This window comes from Vibrio sp. T20 (assembly GCF_007858795.1).
GTDB lineage: Bacteria > Pseudomonadota > Gammaproteobacteria > Enterobacterales > Vibrionaceae > Vibrio > Vibrio satsumensis.
In genome coordinates, this window is record NZ_VFEB01000176.1 from 174,372 (window position 1) to 192,357 (window position 17,986).

15 protein-coding genes are annotated in these 17,986 nt (G+C 44.8%); 3 read left to right on the forward strand and 12 right to left on the reverse strand.

Features of this window, described 5'->3' with window-relative positions; translation table 11 throughout:
* The first annotated feature begins 11 nt into the window (after nucleotides 1-11).
* Nucleotides 12-3,104, forward strand: a complete 3,093-nt coding sequence (locus FTW16_RS19610) for an error-prone DNA polymerase (RefSeq protein ID WP_146492212.1) — start codon at nucleotides 12-14, stop codon at nucleotides 3,102-3,104.
* Between the two features lie 335 nt (nucleotides 3,105-3,439).
* On the opposite strand, the gene FTW16_RS19615 is transcribed toward FTW16_RS19610, so the two are convergent.
* Together FTW16_RS19615 and FTW16_RS19620 are read right to left on the reverse strand one after the other, a co-directional pair.
* Nucleotides 3,440-4,381 carry a chemotaxis protein CheV gene (locus tag FTW16_RS19615; RefSeq protein WP_017062139.1) on the reverse strand — a complete coding sequence of 314 codons (942 nt, stop codon included), beginning with the start codon at nucleotides 4,379-4,381 and terminating at the stop codon, nucleotides 3,440-3,442.
* Between the two features lie 167 nt (nucleotides 4,382-4,548).
* Nucleotides 4,549-5,766, reverse strand: a complete 1,218-nt coding sequence (locus FTW16_RS19620) for an ROK family protein (RefSeq protein WP_048607464.1) — start codon at nucleotides 5,764-5,766, stop codon at nucleotides 4,549-4,551.
* A gap of 319 nt (nucleotides 5,767-6,085) precedes the next feature.
* Here FTW16_RS19620 and pyk point away from each other — a divergent pair, with 319 nt between their 5' ends.
* Nucleotides 6,086-7,531: a pyruvate kinase gene (pyk, locus tag FTW16_RS19625; protein ID WP_146492213.1), complete on the forward strand. Its 1,446-nt coding sequence runs from the start codon at nucleotides 6,086-6,088 to the stop codon at nucleotides 7,529-7,531.
* A 146-nt stretch (nucleotides 7,532-7,677) separates the two neighbouring features.
* On the opposite strand, the gene FTW16_RS19630 is transcribed toward pyk, so the two are convergent.
* Both FTW16_RS19630 and FTW16_RS19635 read right to left on the reverse strand, forming a co-directional pair.
* Nucleotides 7,678-8,892, reverse strand: coding sequence for a patatin family protein (locus FTW16_RS19630; RefSeq protein WP_146492214.1), 1,215 nt, complete (start codon nucleotides 8,890-8,892; stop codon nucleotides 7,678-7,680).
* 41 nt (nucleotides 8,893-8,933) lie between these two features.
* A complete protein-coding gene (locus FTW16_RS19635) occupies nucleotides 8,934-9,023 on the reverse strand; it encodes a YnhF family membrane protein (protein ID WP_122053551.1) in 90 nt (29 codons plus the stop codon).
* A 145-nt stretch (nucleotides 9,024-9,168) separates the two neighbouring features.
* Between FTW16_RS19635 and FTW16_RS19640 the strand changes: the two genes are divergently transcribed.
* Nucleotides 9,169-9,762: a porin family protein gene (locus tag FTW16_RS19640; RefSeq protein ID WP_146492215.1), complete on the forward strand. Its 594-nt coding sequence runs from the start codon at nucleotides 9,169-9,171 to the stop codon at nucleotides 9,760-9,762.
* A gap of 113 nt (nucleotides 9,763-9,875) precedes the next feature.
* On the opposite strand, the gene FTW16_RS19645 is transcribed toward FTW16_RS19640, so the two are convergent.
* From FTW16_RS19645 to fabF, 8 genes are all read right to left on the reverse strand, one after another.
* Nucleotides 9,876-10,280: a hypothetical protein gene (locus tag FTW16_RS19645; protein ID WP_146492216.1), complete on the reverse strand. Its 405-nt coding sequence runs from the start codon at nucleotides 10,278-10,280 to the stop codon at nucleotides 9,876-9,878.
* A gap of 230 nt (nucleotides 10,281-10,510) precedes the next feature.
* Nucleotides 10,511-11,941, reverse strand: coding sequence for a PTS glucose transporter subunit IIBC (ptsG, locus tag FTW16_RS19650; RefSeq protein WP_017062145.1), 1,431 nt, complete (start codon nucleotides 11,939-11,941; stop codon nucleotides 10,511-10,513).
* 444 nt (nucleotides 11,942-12,385) lie between these two features.
* On the reverse strand, nucleotides 12,386-13,153 hold the full coding sequence (locus FTW16_RS19655) for a TatD family hydrolase (RefSeq protein WP_076656971.1): 768 nt from the start codon (nucleotides 13,151-13,153) through the stop codon (nucleotides 12,386-12,388).
* A complete protein-coding gene (locus FTW16_RS19660) occupies nucleotides 13,144-14,109 on the reverse strand; it encodes a DNA polymerase III subunit delta' (RefSeq protein ID WP_146492217.1) in 966 nt (321 codons plus the stop codon). Before FTW16_RS19660 ends, FTW16_RS19655 begins: the two co-directional genes overlap by 10 nt.
* Before the next feature lie 6 nt (nucleotides 14,110-14,115).
* Nucleotides 14,116-14,748, reverse strand: coding sequence for a dTMP kinase (tmk, locus tag FTW16_RS19665; RefSeq protein ID WP_146492218.1), 633 nt, complete (start codon nucleotides 14,746-14,748; stop codon nucleotides 14,116-14,118).
* A 10-nt stretch (nucleotides 14,749-14,758) separates the two neighbouring features.
* The gene (gene mltG, locus FTW16_RS19670; RefSeq protein WP_146492219.1) at nucleotides 14,759-15,775 is read right to left on the reverse strand and encodes an endolytic transglycosylase MltG; all 1,017 of its coding nucleotides are present in this window, start codon (nucleotides 15,773-15,775) and stop codon (nucleotides 14,759-14,761) included.
* A complete protein-coding gene (pabC, locus tag FTW16_RS19675; protein ID WP_146492220.1) occupies nucleotides 15,772-16,632 on the reverse strand; it encodes an aminodeoxychorismate lyase in 861 nt (286 codons plus the stop codon). The genes mltG and pabC overlap by 4 nt, the downstream gene beginning before the upstream one ends.
* Nucleotides 16,633-16,736: 104 nt before the next feature.
* Nucleotides 16,737-17,981: a beta-ketoacyl-ACP synthase II gene (fabF, locus tag FTW16_RS19680; RefSeq protein ID WP_010437291.1), complete on the reverse strand. Its 1,245-nt coding sequence runs from the start codon at nucleotides 17,979-17,981 to the stop codon at nucleotides 16,737-16,739.
* Nucleotides 17,982-17,986: the final 5 nt, after the last annotated feature.

The window sequence follows — 17,986 nt, forward strand, 5'->3', positions numbered from 1 at the left end:
GAGATTACGTTATGTCTCAGCAATACTCAGAGCTTTTCTGCCAAAGTAATTACTCCTTTCTTGAGGGAGCTTCACACGCGGAAGAGCTGGTTTTACAGGCCGACTTTTTACGTTACAAAGCACTCGCTGTTACTGATGAGTGCTCGGTCGCGGGCATCGTGAAAGTCCACTCTGCAATCAAGCAACATAAACTGTCGCTCAAGCAAATTGTCGGGAGCATGTTTTGGTTAAATGAAGAATGCCAAGTGGTTTTACTATGCCCAAATAGACAAGCCTATGCCGAGCTGTGCCGCATTATTACCAATGCGAGACGTCGTAGCAGCAAAGGGCATTATCAGCTCTCTGAGTGGGATATTATGTCGGCTAAGCACTGCTTCATCCTGTGGCTACCTCAGCAAAAAAATGAAGACGCGCATTGGGGACAATGGCTTTCTCAACATCATTCCGGTCGGTTGTGGATTGGCTTACAACGACACCTCAAACAGACCGACCAACAATACACGGATTACTGCATTGAGCTGTCACAGCATCACCACCTGCCGATTACAGCTTGTGGTGGCGTGTTAATGCACAATGCTAATCGCTTGCCCTTACAGCACTCACTCACCGCGATTAAATATCAAAAACCAGTGACCGAAGTTGGCAGTCACTTACTGGCGAATGCCGAGCGCTGTTTGCGAAGCATCAATAAGCTCTCTCATATCTTCAAAGCGGAGTGGCTAGAAGAGAGCAACCGAATTTCTGAACTGTGCGAATTTGACTTAGGTAGTCTACGTTACGAATACCCAAGTGAGTTGATTCCTCAGGGTGAGACGCCCATGAGCTATCTACGTATGTTGGTTGAAAAAGGAAAACAGGCTCGCTTTCCACAAGGTGTCCCTAATGACATTCAACAAATCATCGATAAAGAGCTGGGGCTGATTGGTGAGCTCGACTACCCTTTCTTTTTTCTCACCATCCACGACATCGTGATGTTTGCCAAAAGCCAAGGTATTCTTTACCAAGGTCGAGGTTCAGCGGCCAATTCCGTGGTCTGTTATTGCTTAGAAATCACCTCTGTCGACCCAAGACAAATCTCGGTACTGTTTGAGCGTTTTATCAGTAAAGAGCGCGATGAGCCGCCTGATATTGATGTCGATTTTGAGCATGAACGCCGAGAAGAGGTTATTCAATATATCTACCAAAAGTACGGTAGAGAACGTGCTGCACTGGCTGCAACGGTCATTTCTTATCGCTTTAAAAGTGCAGTAAGAGATGTCGGTAAAGCATTAGGGCTACAAGAAACTCAGCTCGATTACTTCATCAAAAACACCAATCGCAGAGACAAAAGCTTAGGTTGGCAGGCTCAGTTAACTCAATTAGGACTACAACCTGATTCTTTGAAGGGGCAACAATTTATCCATTTGGTCAATGAGATCATCGGCTTTCCACGCCACCTATCTCAACACGTCGGTGGCTTTGTCATATCCTCAGGACCTCTGTATGAACTGGTTCCCGTCGAGAATGCCGCGATGCACGACCGAACCATTATTCAATGGGATAAGGATGATCTAGAAACCTTAGGCTTGCTGAAAGTTGATGTGCTCGCGCTTGGTATGCTCTCTGCAATTCGTAAATGTTTCGACCTGATCAAACGTATTCATGGGCGATCACTGACAATTGCGGAGATCACTCGCCTTAAGGACGATCCTCAGGTTTATGGCATGATTCAGCGAGCAGACACGGTCGGGATATTCCAAATTGAGTCACGTGCACAAATGAGCATGCTACCAAGGCTTAGGCCAAAGGCTTATTACGACTTGGTGATTCAAATCGCTATCGTACGCCCTGGTCCTATTCAGGGCGATATGGTTCATCCGTTTCTCAAGCGTCGAGATGGCATTGAGCCAATCAGTTATCCATCTAAAGATGTGGAGTCGGTACTGTCGCGCACCTTAGGTGTTCCTATCTTCCAAGAGCAAGTGATCAAACTCGCGATGGTAGCTGCAGGATTTACTGGTGGTGAAGCAGATCAACTCAGACGAGCGATGGCCGCTTGGAAGAAAAATGGCAACGTATTTAAATTTAAGAACAAGCTTATCGAGGGAATGCAAAAGCGCGGTTATGAGACAGAGTTTGCTGAGCAGATCTTTAAACAGATATGCGGCTTTGGCGAGTACGGTTTTCCTGAAAGCCACTCGGCTTCATTTGCGGTATTAGCTTATTGCTCTGCTTGGTTGAAATGTTACCACCCAGAGTGTTTCTACGCTTCTTTGCTCAATAGCCAACCCATGGGCTTTTATAGCCCATCACAATTGGTACAAGACGCACAACGACATAATGTGGTGATACTTCCAGTCTGTGTGAACGCCTCACAAGACAATCATATAGTCGTTGAACATCAGAATGGTTTAGCGATTCGCTTAGGGCTGCGACAAATCAAAGGATTCAGCGAGCATGGAATTCAAAGCGTGCTCGCCAATCGCCCACAATCCGGTTATCGCCACCCTAGTCAGGTAAAACAGTTATCGATGAATAAGAAAGATATCGAGCTACTGGCATCGGCCAATGCGCTACATAACGTCTCGGGAGACCGTTTCCAGACGCGCTGGGCGATAATGGATTCCGCTTCTGACCTACCTCTGTTTAGCCAAGTCTATGACGAGACTAAGGATGGTCATGGCGAACACACACTGCACAAACCCAATGAGATGCAGGATTTACTTGAGGACTTTACCAGTGTCGGTATCTCATTAAATAAGCACCCTATAACCTTACTAGAAGAAGCGGGGCGATTAGGTCGATTCACACATATGAAAGATTTAATACAACAAAGACACAAATCTATGGTCACCGTTGTCGGATTAGTCACAGGCAAACAATCTCCCGGAACCGCGGCAGGTGTCACCTTTGTCACGCTGGAGGATAGTACTGGCAATATTAATGTCGTGGTATGGGGAGCAACCGCGCGCGCTCAACAGCAAGCTTATCTGACAGCCAAAGCGTTAAAGGTACAAGGGATATTAGAAAAAGAAGGAGAAGTCGTGCATGTTATTGCGGGGAAACTTATCGATATTACCGGTGAAATTGTTGGCTTGAAAACCAAATCTCGGGATTTTCATTAGCGAAGTACCAACTGTTCTCAATAGGTCACGGGCTAAGGAGGAACGAGAGAAAGAGCAACGAAAAAGGGAAGCATCCGCTTCCCTTCGATTCCAATTGTTGAGTTATGACTCAACTTCAGCTTCCGTACGTCTTTTCTTAAATTCCCTATACAGTAATAAGCTCAAAGTCATGACAACTTTAGACGTTAACCATATCATTAAGAGGAACTACCTTAGATTGTGTGTGAAAAGTTACGCTAGTAGTTGAGCATATTTCGTTAAGAAAAATATGCTGCGTGAATATTAGCAAACGTTTTCTATAAGGTCACTCAAAACAAACCGTACAACAGCATTAATTATAAAATCTGACGCATTCGCTCTTGAGTCACTTCAACCAAGAGATCCGGCTGGAACTTGGAAATAAAGCGGTTACACCCTACTTTCTCAACCATAGCTTCATTAAAACTTCCACTTAATGAAGTATTTAGCGTAATAAACAGGTCATGCATTCTAGGGTCAGTACGTACTTCGTGTGTCAGCTTATAGCCGTCCATTTCAGGCATTTCAGCATCGGTGATCATCAACAATATTTCTTGATTGATGTCTTTGCCTTCATCACACCAGCCCTTAAGTAAGGTCAGTGCTTCTAAGCCATCACAACACTCAATAATGTTCAAACCCAACTGCGACAAGGTACCTTTGATTTGGTTACGCGCTGTTGAAGAGTCATCAACGATAAGCACATTACGTCCTATCATCTCCTGAGCTAATTGTTCGTCTAAAACGCCTTCAGAGATCGAGACATCGTAATCAATGATCTCAGCCAACACTTTCTCAACATCGATGATCTCAACAATCTTGTGCTGCTCTTCTTCTTGAATATGCGTGATAGCGGTTAGGTAGTTTGCACGGCCTGTTGTCTTTGGCGGCGGTTGAATTTCTGTCCATGTCGTGTTCACGATATTACGAACTTGTCCAACCAAGAAACCTTGTACGGTTCGGTTGTATTCCGTAATAATTAGGTTGCTCTCTTGAGATTCCGCACGAGATGGCGGAAAGCCAATGGCACTTCGCAAATCAATAACAGGCACCGATTCACCACGTAAAGAAGCCACGCCCGTAATATGATGGTGAGAGCCAGGTAAGCGAGTGAGCACTGGCACTTTTAGGACTTCTTTCACTTTAAATACGTTAATCGCAAATAGTTGACGACTGTTTAAGCTGAATAATAAGAGTTCCAGACGATTTTCACCGACCAGTTTGGTTCTCTGATCAACCGAATTTAAAACGCCAGACATACAACACCTTAGTGACAAATAATAACTGTGGCTACAATAGCCTACTTCAATAGGTTAAAGCAAAGCGCCAATGCACAGAATGCTTAAACTAAGTACAACAAATGATGTTATACAAAGCTTAAGTACATGGAAAGGTTCAGGGTAAGGCTACAAGACGAGAAAAGGGGTTAACCTTCAATAACTTTCATTAACAGTTGGCCATCGTATAAGGCCTGCTTGATGAGCGCAGCACCTGGCATGGTTGCCTGCTTATAAAAACGAGATTCCACCAGCTCTAAGTCTTTATGGTAAACCGATAGACTCTGCTCTTCGATGCACTTTTGAATCGCCGGGTATAACACGCTCTTCGCCTGATTGATAACACCACCCACCAAGATTTTCTCTGGGTTGAATAGGTTAATCACAATCGCAATCGCAGAGCCTAGATAACGACCTAACTGTTCAATCACTTCGACAGCTAGCGGATCCCCATCAGCAGCGGCAGCGCAGATCTGTTCAATAGTGACGTCTTCAAACACCGTTAGCGTTGATTCTTCACCATTTGCCAGTCGCTCTTTGACTTGCTCTCGGATTGCCTGAGAACTCGCCACCGTTTCTAAACAGCCTCGATTACCACAATGACAAAGCTTGCCTTCTTTATCGATCTGAATATGACCCAACTCACCGATGTTACCGTGACGCCCTTGCAGAACGCGACCATCAAGAATGATCCCGGCACCTAAACCGTGGTGAATCGAGATAAGAACAGAGTTGTCGTTATCTTGTGAGTTACCAAACAGCTTCTCTGCTAATGCCCATGCTCGGGTATCATTGGCAATAAAAACTGGTAGGCCGGTTTCTTTGTAGATCTCCGGCCCCAACGCCAAGTTTTCAACGTTGTAGTGCGGCATCTGCAGCACAATACCTTGCTCTGAATTCACCAGACCTGGCAGCGTGATAGCGATACTCGTCACCCTGTCGAGTTGCTCAGCATAGGTTTGGAAGAACTCATCGATTTCATGGAGAAGACGCGCAAGCACATCATCTTGATCGCGTTCATGGATATCAATTTTGGTATCGATAAGCACGTCACCGCCCAATTCATGGAGCGCGATCGTCAAGTATCCGCGACCAAGACGCATCGACAGAAACTGCCAACCTTCGTTATTGGTTTGCAGACCGACAGCAGGACGCCCACGAGTCGTGGCTTCTTGAACCGTCGTTTCGTGAATCAGGTGAGCTTCAATGAGTTCACGGGTAATTTTAGTAATACTCGCCGGAGCCAACTCACTTTGCTTGGACAAATCGATACGAGAAATAGGACCTTTAAGGTCAATTAGTTTATATACACGACCAGCATTGACCTGTTTGATATGATCAATATGGCCCGGTTGAGCCATGTACATTTTACGCTCCAGAAATCATCAACGAGGTAATTTTTTTACTTTGCGAAGTAATTGTGAAGTCACTTGGTATATCGCCGTGACCAGTATCACGTATATACATGAATCTTTGTGTATCGAGTCAAATAGTTCGAGGAAAATTAACACCCACATCGATAATTTACGACTTAATTTTCAGAATAAAACATCGCGTTTGAGCCCTGAATTCAATAATTAGAGGCAAATCAAGAAATATCCCCCTAGCTCCCAATAAATTATCAATTAATGCATATACTTAATTCAGTCTTTTAAAAGATTACTTGGCCTCACTCTAGGAGTATTCATGACAGCCGAATTAAGAAAAACGAAAATCGTCACAACGCTAGGCCCTTCTACTGATAAAGGTAACGTGCTTGAAGAGATCATCAAAGCCGGTGCCAATATCGTCCGTATGAACTTCTCTCATGGCACCAGCGAAGACCATATCCAACGTGCAGAAAATGTCCGAGCGATAGCCAAAAGACTCGGCACTCAAATCGCCATTCTCGGGGACTTACAGGGTCCCAAGATTCGAGTGTCGACATTCAAAGAAGGTAAGATCCAACTTGCTGTCGGTGATCTATTTACTCTCGACAGTAGCTTAGGTTTAGGTGAAGGCAACCAACAAGCGGTTGGCCTTGATTATAAAGAGCTGCCTAACGACGTATCCTCCGGCGATATCCTGTTGCTTGACGATGGTCGTGTTCAACTGAAAGTAACCAAAGTGGAAGGCTGCCGTGTTCACACCGAAGTTATCATTGGTGGCCCACTCTCAAATAACAAAGGCATCAATAAAAAAGGCGGTGGCCTTTCAGCAGAAGCGCTAACAGAAAAAGACAAGCGCGACATCGTCACCGCAGCACAAATCAAAGTGGATTACCTCGCCGTATCTTTCCCTCGCAATGGCGAAGACATGCACTACGCTCGTCAGCTTGCACGAGAAGCTGGCTTAGAAGCTCACCTCGTCGCAAAAGTGGAACGAGCAGAGACAGTCGCCACTGTTGAGAATATGGATGACATCATAATGGCCTCAGATGTGGTCATGGTGGCTCGTGGTGACCTCGGAGTAGAAATTGGAGACCCAGAGTTGGTCGGTGTACAAAAACAGCTTATACGCCGTGCTAGAGCGCTTAACCGAACGGTGATCACCGCGACTCAAATGATGGAATCAATGATTTCTGCGCCAATGCCAACCCGTGCCGAAGTCATGGACGTTGCCAATGCGGTACTCGATGGCACCGACGCAGTGATGCTTTCAGGTGAAACCGCTGCGGGTGATTACCCAGTCGAAACCGTAAAATCAATGGCAGAAGTCTGTATTGGTGCTGAGAAGATGGCGGGGGTTAACCAATCTAATTACCGTATTGACCGCACCTTCGTTACCGCAGAAGAAACTGTTTCTATGGCGACCATCTACTCAGCAAACCATATGGAAGGCATTAAAGGAGTAGTCACTCTAACTGAATCAGGCCGTACTGCACTGATGATGTCTCGTCTAAGTGCTGACATGCCTATATACGCGCTGTCTCGTAACGAAGGAACACTTAATCGCTGCACCTTGTACCGAGGTGTGACACCTATCTACTTCGAGACAGAAGCCAAAGACAGTTTTGACATTGCCCTATCTACGCTCACCTGCCTAAAAGAGCAAGAGCATCTTAAGTTTGGCGATCTCGTTATCGTCACTCAAGGCGACATTATGGATGTGGCGGGATCAACCAACTGTATGAGAATCTTGCCTGTCACCTAATGTTTGCCCGTAAGGCAAAACGATTTGCCTAATCTCAAGGCAAAAAAGGGTTATTGAACCAAGTTCAATAACCCTTTTTCATTTCAGAACACTGAATCATTAACGATATAAGAGCTAACAGCATGCTAACTCATCAACTTCAAGAATTACTTGCCAGCAGCAATGGTTGCTAACTGTGGAATGTGTGAATTGCGAGCGTTTTCCGTTGATGTGTAGGTTTCTACAAATCGGTAACCGGCTTCTAAGCCCAATTCGTAATCGTGTAACAGATCCTCTTTATCACTCATTAGTGAACTCGATTTCAGCGGCTGACTTGGTGCTATCTGCACTACAAACGCATCATCCGGTGGAGAATTCAAAAAGTCTTGTGTCAGTGAGTAGGTTTGGTAATGCACCATCAGCATGTCAGCCAAGCCTGAATCAAACTTATCACCGATTAAATGACTTAAGCGATAGATATCATCCGCACCAAATAACCATCGGCCACCATTAAGCAGATCCAAATGCCCGCGGTCACGCTTTTGCTCTTTTGAGCGCATAATTTGTTGTTGGAAGAAAGAGGTCCAGTCGGTTTTCCACTGCTCCACTTTCTGTTGCCAGTGGCCTTGAACACTGTCGAAAGATTCACGAAACCATTCCAGCTCTTCGGCGGATATCGGTTTAGGTGCTTTTATTGAAGGTTTATTCACCTGAGAGCCCGCTAAATGTCCATCCCCTTCCTCTACCACGGGCTCAGTACGAATCACGACAATAGAACGAGCTTGTCTGCGCCATGCTTCTTGAACCGGTATACATGCTGATACACCACCGTCCACATAAGCACTGTCACCAATGAAAATTTCGTCATTGTACAAACGAGGAATGGCGCAGGTCGCAATCATCACTTTGTACCAGTCGTCGCCCAATAATGGGAAGTAGTGATCTCGTAAATCTTTAGAGTCCGTCACTGCCGCATAAAAATGGCGATCGCCTAACGTTTGTCGTCCCAAATCCAGATCGAGCTTATAGGGATAAGCCATAATTTGCTCTAAAGCCCATTCGAGGCCTAGATTCTTTCGGTGTCGTATATAAGAAAAAAGATTGAAGAATTCTGGTGAGGTAGTGAGGTCGAGAACAAAAGAACGCCCAAGGCCTTTATCACGGCACAGATAAGCGCATAAGTTGAGGGCACCTGCTGAGGTACCAAAAAATTCGTCGAAGGGGTCAAAATTAGAAAGAAGAAAGGCATCCAGCACTCCCGAAGTAAAAATACTTCTCTGTCCGCCACCTTGAGCGACCAGTGCTGTTTTTCCAGCAATAAACTTAGCGTAATAGTCCAAGTCTATTGCTGTATCAATATTGGTTATAATCCCACTATTCATTATTCCCTGAGCACAAAAACTCAGCCTCGCAATAAATGGTATTAGCTACCAATCGCAATAAAGCCAAATGAAAGAATGATTGTGTAGATAAACGCTGTTATTTGTAGAGCATTTTTCAGATTATGGTCCATAGACACCTCTGGCTTATTATTAATTTGTCGAGTCTCTATTTAAGTACTATCAGGTGTGTGAAGTATCTTCAAGAATCGTTGAAATTAGTCGCACAATATTGATGTAACCATCACAATTAGTAAGTGTATGGACAAGGATATACTCATGAATAACAAAGCAAATATAATGGCACTGGTTACGCTTCTTTCCATTTCAAGCGCGAATGCTTCGCCGGAGATCATCATTACTCCGATGGTGGGTTATACCGGCGGTGGCAGTGTCGAAGACCAGGATGGAAAAACTTATGACATGAAAGGCTCTGAAAACTACACTTTTGCAATTGAAACGCCACTTGAAAAAGGACGCATCGGCTTTTTCTATTCCAATCAGAGCTCTGAGTTAGAAACACTCAACTTAAGTTCCTCCATCCAATACCTGCACTTTCAAAGCAGTATCTACTACCCTGCTTCTCCTGTATTGTCCGGCTATCTAGGGCTAGGTCTTGGGGCGTCTTACGTTGATGTTGACTGGGCGAAAGACAAGTATGGATTCTCCACCTCTATCTTTGGTGGTTTAGAATACAAATTTAGTGACCGCTTAGCTTTAAATACTCAAATACGCTGGCTAGGTACGGTTGTCGATAACGACACATCCGGTGTTTGTAGCGTGCCAAGCACTGGGCAAGACTGCATTATCCGCTTTGATACCGATTGGATGAACCAATTCCAGGCCAATATCGGACTCAGTTTTACTTTCTAAGTCAACGCCTGTTCTCAAGCGAAATGAGTTAGAAGAAAATCTGGATGTCTGATTTAACGACAAAGCCAGCTAAATGCTGGCTTTGTCATTATAAAAACGTTTTTTGGTTCGAGTTAGAACTTGTATGTAATACCCAGAGCACCGCCTACTTGCAACTCAACCCCTTTGTACATGTCGAGCTCAGGGTGAACTTGCGCGTAAGCATTCCAACCTTCATAGAAGTTCACCTTCACACCTAACGGCAAGCGTAAACCAAAGTCATCATTCCATTCAGCCCAAGCACCAGCGCCGACGTACCAGCTCAACGGAGCTTCAGTCTCGAACTGACCGCGCTTCCAGATGTAGTCAAATGCAGCACCATCATTGCCAATCGTAGCACGGTATTTCTGATCAAATTCCACAACGACACTCAGGTCTTGGTCAATGGCGAGTCCAACTTCCAAAGCTGGAGCTTCAGAAGCGTGGGCAAAAGAGGCTCCACTGCAGCACATAAGGCCGATCAAGTAACGATGTTTCATAATATTCTCAGACTGTGTTTAAAAAACGGTAGTTTACTGGAATAACAGCTAAAGGTGTCATCGCTAGGTAAAAGATAAAAGATATGAAAAATTTGAGAACGAACATCAGCGCATCGAGCCGAACGGTAACTCTCTGAGTTAAAAAAGATTAAAGACAGGAAAGTCTTTCATAAAGCAGAAAACAAAAAAGGAGGCCTTTCGGCCTCCTTTCAATTTATTGAATCAGAGAATTAACCGTTGTTACGGATCCACTCATCCATGTCTGTCTTAAGGTTGTCAGACTTAGTACCGAAGATAGCTTGTACGCCACCAGCAACAACAACAACACCTGCAGCGCCTAGTTTCTTCAGTTTGTCTTGGTCAACAAGAGCTGTATCAGCTACAGCAACACGTAGACGAGTAATACAAGCGTCAAGACCAGTGATGTTCGCTTTGCCGCCGAATGCAGCAACTAGCTCACCAGCAAGTTCAGAACCAGTCGCAACTGACTCTTCTTCAGTCTCGTCTTCACGGCCTGGAGTTTTAAGGTCTAGAGCTTTAATCACAGTGCGGAATACGATGTAGTAAATTGCAGCGTAAGCAATACCACATACAACCATTAGGCCCATCTTAGACGCATTGCCAGATAGAACTAGGAAGTCGATTAGACCGTGTGAGAAAGATGTACCGTGTACAAAACCTAGAGTGTTCGCAAGAACGTATGCAGAACCAGCTAGTAGAGCGTGGATTGCGTACAGTACTGGAGCAACGAATAGGAAAGAGAATTCGATTGGTTCAGTGATACCCGTTAGGAATGAAGTCAACGCAGCAGAAGCCATGATGCCCATTACTTTAGCGCGGTTTTCAGGCTTAGCTGAGTGTGCAATCGCGATTGCAGCAGCAGGTAGGCCGAACATCTTGAACATGTAACCACCAGCTAGCTGACCGAAGCCATTGCCCGCTGCACGAGATGCGTCATCAGCAACTAGGTAACAAGTAAGAACACCATTTTGAGTTTCACCAGCAGCGTTTACACAAGTACCAGCTTCAAAGAAGAAAGGTACGTTCCAAACGTGGTGAAGACCAAATGGAATTAGAGAACGCTCAACGATACCGTAGATACCAAACGCCACTTGTGGGTTTTGGTGAGCAGCCCAATCAGAGAACGCAGAGATAGCGCCGCCAACTGGTGGCCATACTACAGATAGTAGGATTGCTAGACCAATCGCAGAGAAACCTGTGATAATTGGCACTGCACGCTTACCAGCGAAGAAGCCAAGGTACTCTGGTAGTTGAATACGGAAGAAACGGTTGAATGCCCAAGCAGCAACACCACCGACTAGGATACCACCTAGTACACCAGTATCGATTTTATCAACGCCCATTACACCAGCCATTACGCCAAGTGTAGCAGTCATGATGCCGTAACCAACGATAGCAGCTAGACCAGCCACACCATCGTTGTTAGTAAAGCCAAGTGCAACACCTACTGCGAACAGTAGTGCCATTTGACCGAATACTGAACCACCAGCTTGTTCCATTAGGTTTGAAACGATTTCTGGAATGAAAGGAAGATCTGCTGCACCGACACCTAGCAAAATACCCGCAACTGGTAAAACTGATACTGGAAGCATCAGAGACTTACCAACTTTCTGCAGGCTAGCAAAAAGGTTCTTAAACATGTTTATGCTCCTGATAAAGATAAAATAATTATATGGGTTCTAACGGCACACCCCCGTAGCCTATATGTTAGCACCCAGTGAAAATGTAACCATGTATTGCATTATATTTTCTGCCGCTAAATATATATTGATGGGGAACTAACTTTCTAGTCACTTACGAAATTTAGTTTCAAAACACGTCTTGGATCACATGTCAAATCTAGAAATGCAATGCTTTACAATTATTTAATTCATTGAAAATAAAGGGCATTTTCAATGAGACCTATTATTTTACTGGGTAAATAAAATAGGAGCTAATGTTATTTTTAGTAACAAAATTACAAATGTTATAAATAGCCATCTCAAGTTCAACATAATTAGTAAACATTAAAAAAAAAAGCATTTTTGGTGATCAAAAACACAAAAAGGGAGCTTTCGCTCCCTTTTATTTGTTTACTTCGTTTTTTATCGCAAAAAAAGTTTTTGATAATTTTTGGTTGTTTGTTCAGCAACCTCTTTCATTGACAAGCCTTTCAATTGTGCAATATAGGCTGCAACTTCTACAACATATGCAGGCTGATTCTGCTTACCACGATATGGAATTGGCGCCAAATATGGAGAATCTGTCTCGATCAATAGCCTATCGAGAGGAAGCTTCCTAACAACTTCTTTGAGTTCTGTTGCTTGTTTGAAGGTCACGATACCTGAAATTGAGATATAAAAACCTAGCTCCATTGCCGCTTCAGCGAACGCTTGATCTTCAGTAAAGCAGTGAATCACGCCACCACACTTCTCAGCTCCGCCATCACGTAAAATAGCCAATGTGTCTTCACGTGCGTTACGAGTATGGATGATCAAAGGTTTATTAAGCTCAACGGCCAATTCAACATGCTGCTTAAATCGTAGCTGTTGTAGCTCTGCAGTCTCTGGTTGGTAGTGATAATCTAAACCTGTCTCACCAATCGCTACAACCTTGGGATTGCTCGCGTACTCACGCATTGTCTCTAGGCAGAAATCACTTTCAACATCGAGAGGATGAACGCCACAGGAGGCTTTGACGTTATCAAACGGCGAGATCATCTCGAGCATGTTTTCAAACGAATCTAGTGTCACACCGACAGAAAGCAATTGGTCTACATTGGCAGCCTTCGCCTTGTTAACCACATCTTCTACGCTGGTGTGTAAATCTTGGTAATCCAGTTTGTCTAAGTGACAGTGGGAATCTACGAACATGTTTCCTCGCAAGTGGCTATTAGCCAATTCATTATGAGTAGCTCCGTATTGAGCCCAGGGTGTTGCTTTAACTGCTCAATCAATATCAGCAGTTTATTCGATGCTGCATAAGCACTTTGGTAAGACATCACCTCACACAGTGCTTTTGCACTCGGAGTGATAGCCTGATTCGCCAAACCAAAATGCAGCTTCTGTACATCCGACAATAAATGCCAAAGCCAGCCAAGTTGAATTAAAGGGTCTTTGCTAAGCTCTGTAGAGAACTTTAGCATGTCAGGTTGAGTGCCTTTTATCACATTCACAAAGCCATCGAGCGCTTTTGTTGATGCTTCAACGCCACCTTGCTCAAACATCGCTTTTGCTTTTAAAGGCGCGTTGTCATTGAGTGCTAAAATATACTGCGGTACCGCTTTGCCCACTTCCCCATCTAACCACGCCGAACCTGCCTCTAACTGCGGGCTAACCACGTTGAATTGCTGACAACGGCTGATAATAGTCGGCATTAAGCGATTACTGTTGCGAGTAGACAGAATGAAAATACACTTGCTTGATGGCTCTTCCAGAGTTTTCAGTAGTGCATTGGAAGCCGATTCGTTCATTGCTTCAGCAGGGTTAAGCAAGATAACGCGCAAACCACCTAACTGAGAAGACTCTTGAGCCCAGCGGTTGCTGGCACGCACTTGATCAACTGTGATCGACTTACCTTCTTTCTCTGGTGAGATCACATGAAAATCAGGATGACTGCCCGACTTCATTAATTCACAGCTGTGGCAAAACCCGCACGACTCGCTTTCATAATTCGTACACATCAATGCGTCGGTAAGTTGGTTAATCAACGCATCAACGCCGAGCCCTTGCGGCGCATTAACAATCACAGAGTTAGGAAAACGCTCCGCATCGAGACTTTTTTTCCACTCACTCCATACCGGTGTGAGCCAAGAATACACTTCAGCCATGACTACCTACTGTTTGTCGAGCCAAGCAGTTAGCGCAACTTTAATATCAGTGGCTACTTGCTCAATTTCTTGCTGCGCATTAATCACAAGTACAGAATCATCTTGTTCTGCAATTTCTAAATAGCGCTCACGCGTGCGGTCGAAAAATGAGATGTCCATTTTTTCAATTCTATCAAGCTCACCACGGCCTCTAGCACGCTCTAGCCCTACTCTAGGGTCTAGGTCCAAATATAGCGTTAGATCGGGCTTAAAGCCGCCTAGCGTGGTTGCTTTCAGTGATTCCATTGTCGTGCGTGCAATCTGACGACCACCACCTTGGTAAGCCTGTGAAGACATATCATGACGATCACCCAAGACCCATTTACCACTGTCGAGTGCGGGCTTGATGACGTTCTCTACTAATTGAACACGTGCTGCGTACATCAGCAGCAATTCAGTCATGTCTTGAAGCTTCTCGCCTTCGTGCTCTTCTTTAACCAATGAGCGCATCTTTTCAGCTAAGACTGTACCACCCGGCTCGCGAGTATTAACAATATCCTCGACACCCGACGCTTTTAATGTCTCAACGATGGCATTGATTGCTGTGCTTTTGCCAGCGCCTTCAAGGCCTTCAACCACGATAAATTTCGACTGATTCATAATTATTTCTTTATCTGTTTTTTCTTAATTGCTTTAAGTAAGCTCGCACTGCACGGTTATGCTCAGTCAAACTCTTTGAAAATACGTGACCACCTGTTCCACTCGCAACGAAATACAAGTAGTTGCTCTTCTCTGGATTCAACGCCGCGTTGATAGAAGCTTTGCCTGCCATAGCGATAGGTGTCGGTGGCAAGCCACTCATTGTATAGGTGTTGTATGGCGTTGGCGTACGTAAGTCTTTCTTACGGATATTGCCATCGTAGCTCTCACCCATTCCATAGATAACCGTAGGATCAGTTTGCAAACGCATACGCTTGTTCAGACGGTTAACGAACACAGAAGAGACACGCTCACGTTCTGACGCAACAGCGGTCTCTTTCTCAATGATAGATGCAAGAATTAACGCTTCGTATGGCGATTTAAGAGGCAGTTTATCCGCTCGATTTTCCCACTCTTCATTCACCACGTTCATTAGGTCTCGATGCGCCCGCTTCAACAAATCTAAATCAGTGGTGCCGTAGGTATAGTGATACGTTTCTGCTAAGAAAAGGCCTTCTAACTTTTCGTTTTCAATACCCAACTTTTCAGCAATCTCTTTTTCAGAAACACCATCCAACGTTTGTTGAATGAATTCGTTGTCCTTTAGCTGCACAAGCCATTCATCAAAGCGGCTGCCTTCAACAAAGGTAATAGTGAATTGATGCTCTTTGCCCTCAACAAGCACTTGTAATGCCTGCTCTAAGGTCAAACCCGGCTCTAGCAGAAATGTACCCGCCTTTACGTCAACAAGCTCAGGATGTAACTTACGGATTAATTTCTCGTAAGGAGAAGCCTCAAATAGCCCCTCATTTATCAACTGTGCCAGAACACGATTAAAACTGCTGCCTGAAGCAACGGTTACGACCTGTGGTTTTTCTAATTGGATGACTTGTTTCAGGTTATCTTGCGCTTGGTTGTAAACATAGAACCCAGCAGCACCAGCTGCGATTAGACACAAGATAAGAAAAATAAATAACTTTTTGATCACGAGTTTAGTTGTCCTTGAAGGCTACGAGTAACGGTTCCAATGTTAAATTGGGTTTCACTAATACGGGTAACTGGGGCAACCCCTAAAATGGAGTTGGTCATGAAAACCTCATCAGCTTGCATGAGTTGAGATAGGCAGTAGTCGCTAATTGTAACGGAAAGTTCAGCTTGATTCAGCGCGATTAACACTTGCTTACGCATAACCCCTGCGACGCCACTTTGCGTCAGTTGAGGTGTATAAATGATCTGCCCTTTTCGCCAAAACAAATTAGCCATGGTGGTTTCGATGACATTGCCTGAGATATCAAGCACCACACCATCGACTTCATTGACCTGATCCATTTCGTCTTTCATCAAGATTTGTTCAAGGCGATTATTGTGCTTATGCCCGGCAAGTAGTGGGATCAAACCTAAAGCTTGTTGGCAGACACCGAGTTCAACACCAGAATCTTGCCACGCTGAATAATGGCTTGGAAAATCAAACGTACTGATGGTGACCGTAGGTTTAGCGATATTCTTGGTGCTATAACCTCTGCCACCAGCACCGCGGCTAACGTGCAGCTTTATCCCTGCTTTTTCATCATGAGGCTTGTTTGTCTCATGGCGGTTCTCTGTTTCATGAAGCGCATTGTTTTGGATGTGTTGAAGTACGCTATCGAGCCAAACATTGACCACATCCCAATCAAGTTCAGAAATGCGTAACGCTTTCAGGCATTCATCGACACGACGCTGATGATCGTGAAAATGTTGAATCTGGCCACCTTGAACAAGCATGGTGGTAAAACAGCCGTCTCCGTATTGAAACGAACGGTCCAAGATATCGACAGTTTGCTGGCTTTCTCCATCAACCCAAAACATGTTTTTCCCCATAAAAAGAAACGGCTCAATGCTAAAGCATCAAGCCGTTTAAAAACAAGTCTAATTGTGACTATCTACGAGTGTTTACGTCTTTAATAAGATGATTAAATCTTTTTGAAGATCAAACAGCCGTTTGTACCACCGAAACCGAATGAGTTACATGCAGCATATTCCATGTTGCTAACTTCACGCGCAGTGTGAGGTACTAAGTCAATATCTAAGCCTTCTTCAGGATCATCTAGGTTGATTGTTGGTGGAACAATTTGGTCAACCAGAGACATTGCCGTGATGATAGCTTCAGCAGAACCTGCAGCACCTAGAAGGTGGCCTGTCATTGATTTCGTAGAAGAAACCAACACTTGCTTGCTGCCTGCTTCGCCAAGAGCACGCTTGATGCCCTTAACTTCCGCTACGTCACCAGCTGGAGTCGAAGTACCGTGTGCGTTCACATAACCGATTTGTTCACCAGTAATGCCAGCATCACGCATAGCCGCTTCCATCGCTAGTGCGCCACCTGAGCCATCTTCACTTGGAGATGTCATGTGGTAAGCGTCACCCGACATACCGAAGCCAACTAGCTCACAGTAAATCTTAGCGCCACGAGCTTTCGCATGTTCGTACTCTTCAAGAACCATCATGCCTGCACCGTCACCAAGAACGAAGCCATCACGGCCTTTGTCCCATGGACGAGAAGCTTTTTGAGGCTCATCGTTACGAGTAGATAGTGCTTTAGCCGCACCAAAACCGCCCATACCTAGTGGAGTTGATGCTTTTTCAGCACCGCCCGCTAGCATTGCGTCAGCATCGCCGTATGCAATCATACGAGCTGCGTGGCCAATGTTATGTAGACCAGTCGTACATGCAGTAGAAATCGCGATGTTTGGACCGCGTAGGCCGCGCATGATAGACATGTGACCAGCAATCATATTCACGATCGTCGACGGTACGAAGAACGGGCTGATCTTACGAGGGCCTTTTTCAGTTAGAGCTTGGTGACCTGCTTCGATCAAACCAAGACCACCAATACCAGAACCGATAGCAACACCCACACGTGGAGCGTTTTCTTCGGTAATAGTTAGGGCTGAGTCATCTAAAGCTTGAATACCTGCTGCGACGCCGTACTGGATGAACAAGTCCATCTTACGAGCATCTTTTTTAGTCATATACTCTTCGCAGTTAAAGTCTTTAACTAGACCTGCAAAACGAGTTGAGAAATTGGTTGCATCAAAATGATCGATATTAACGATACCACTTTGACCAGCTAGCAGGGCTTTCCAAGAAGATTCTACAGTGTTGCCTACCGGTGACAACATACCCATGCCAGTGACAACTACACGACGCTTGGACACGATTT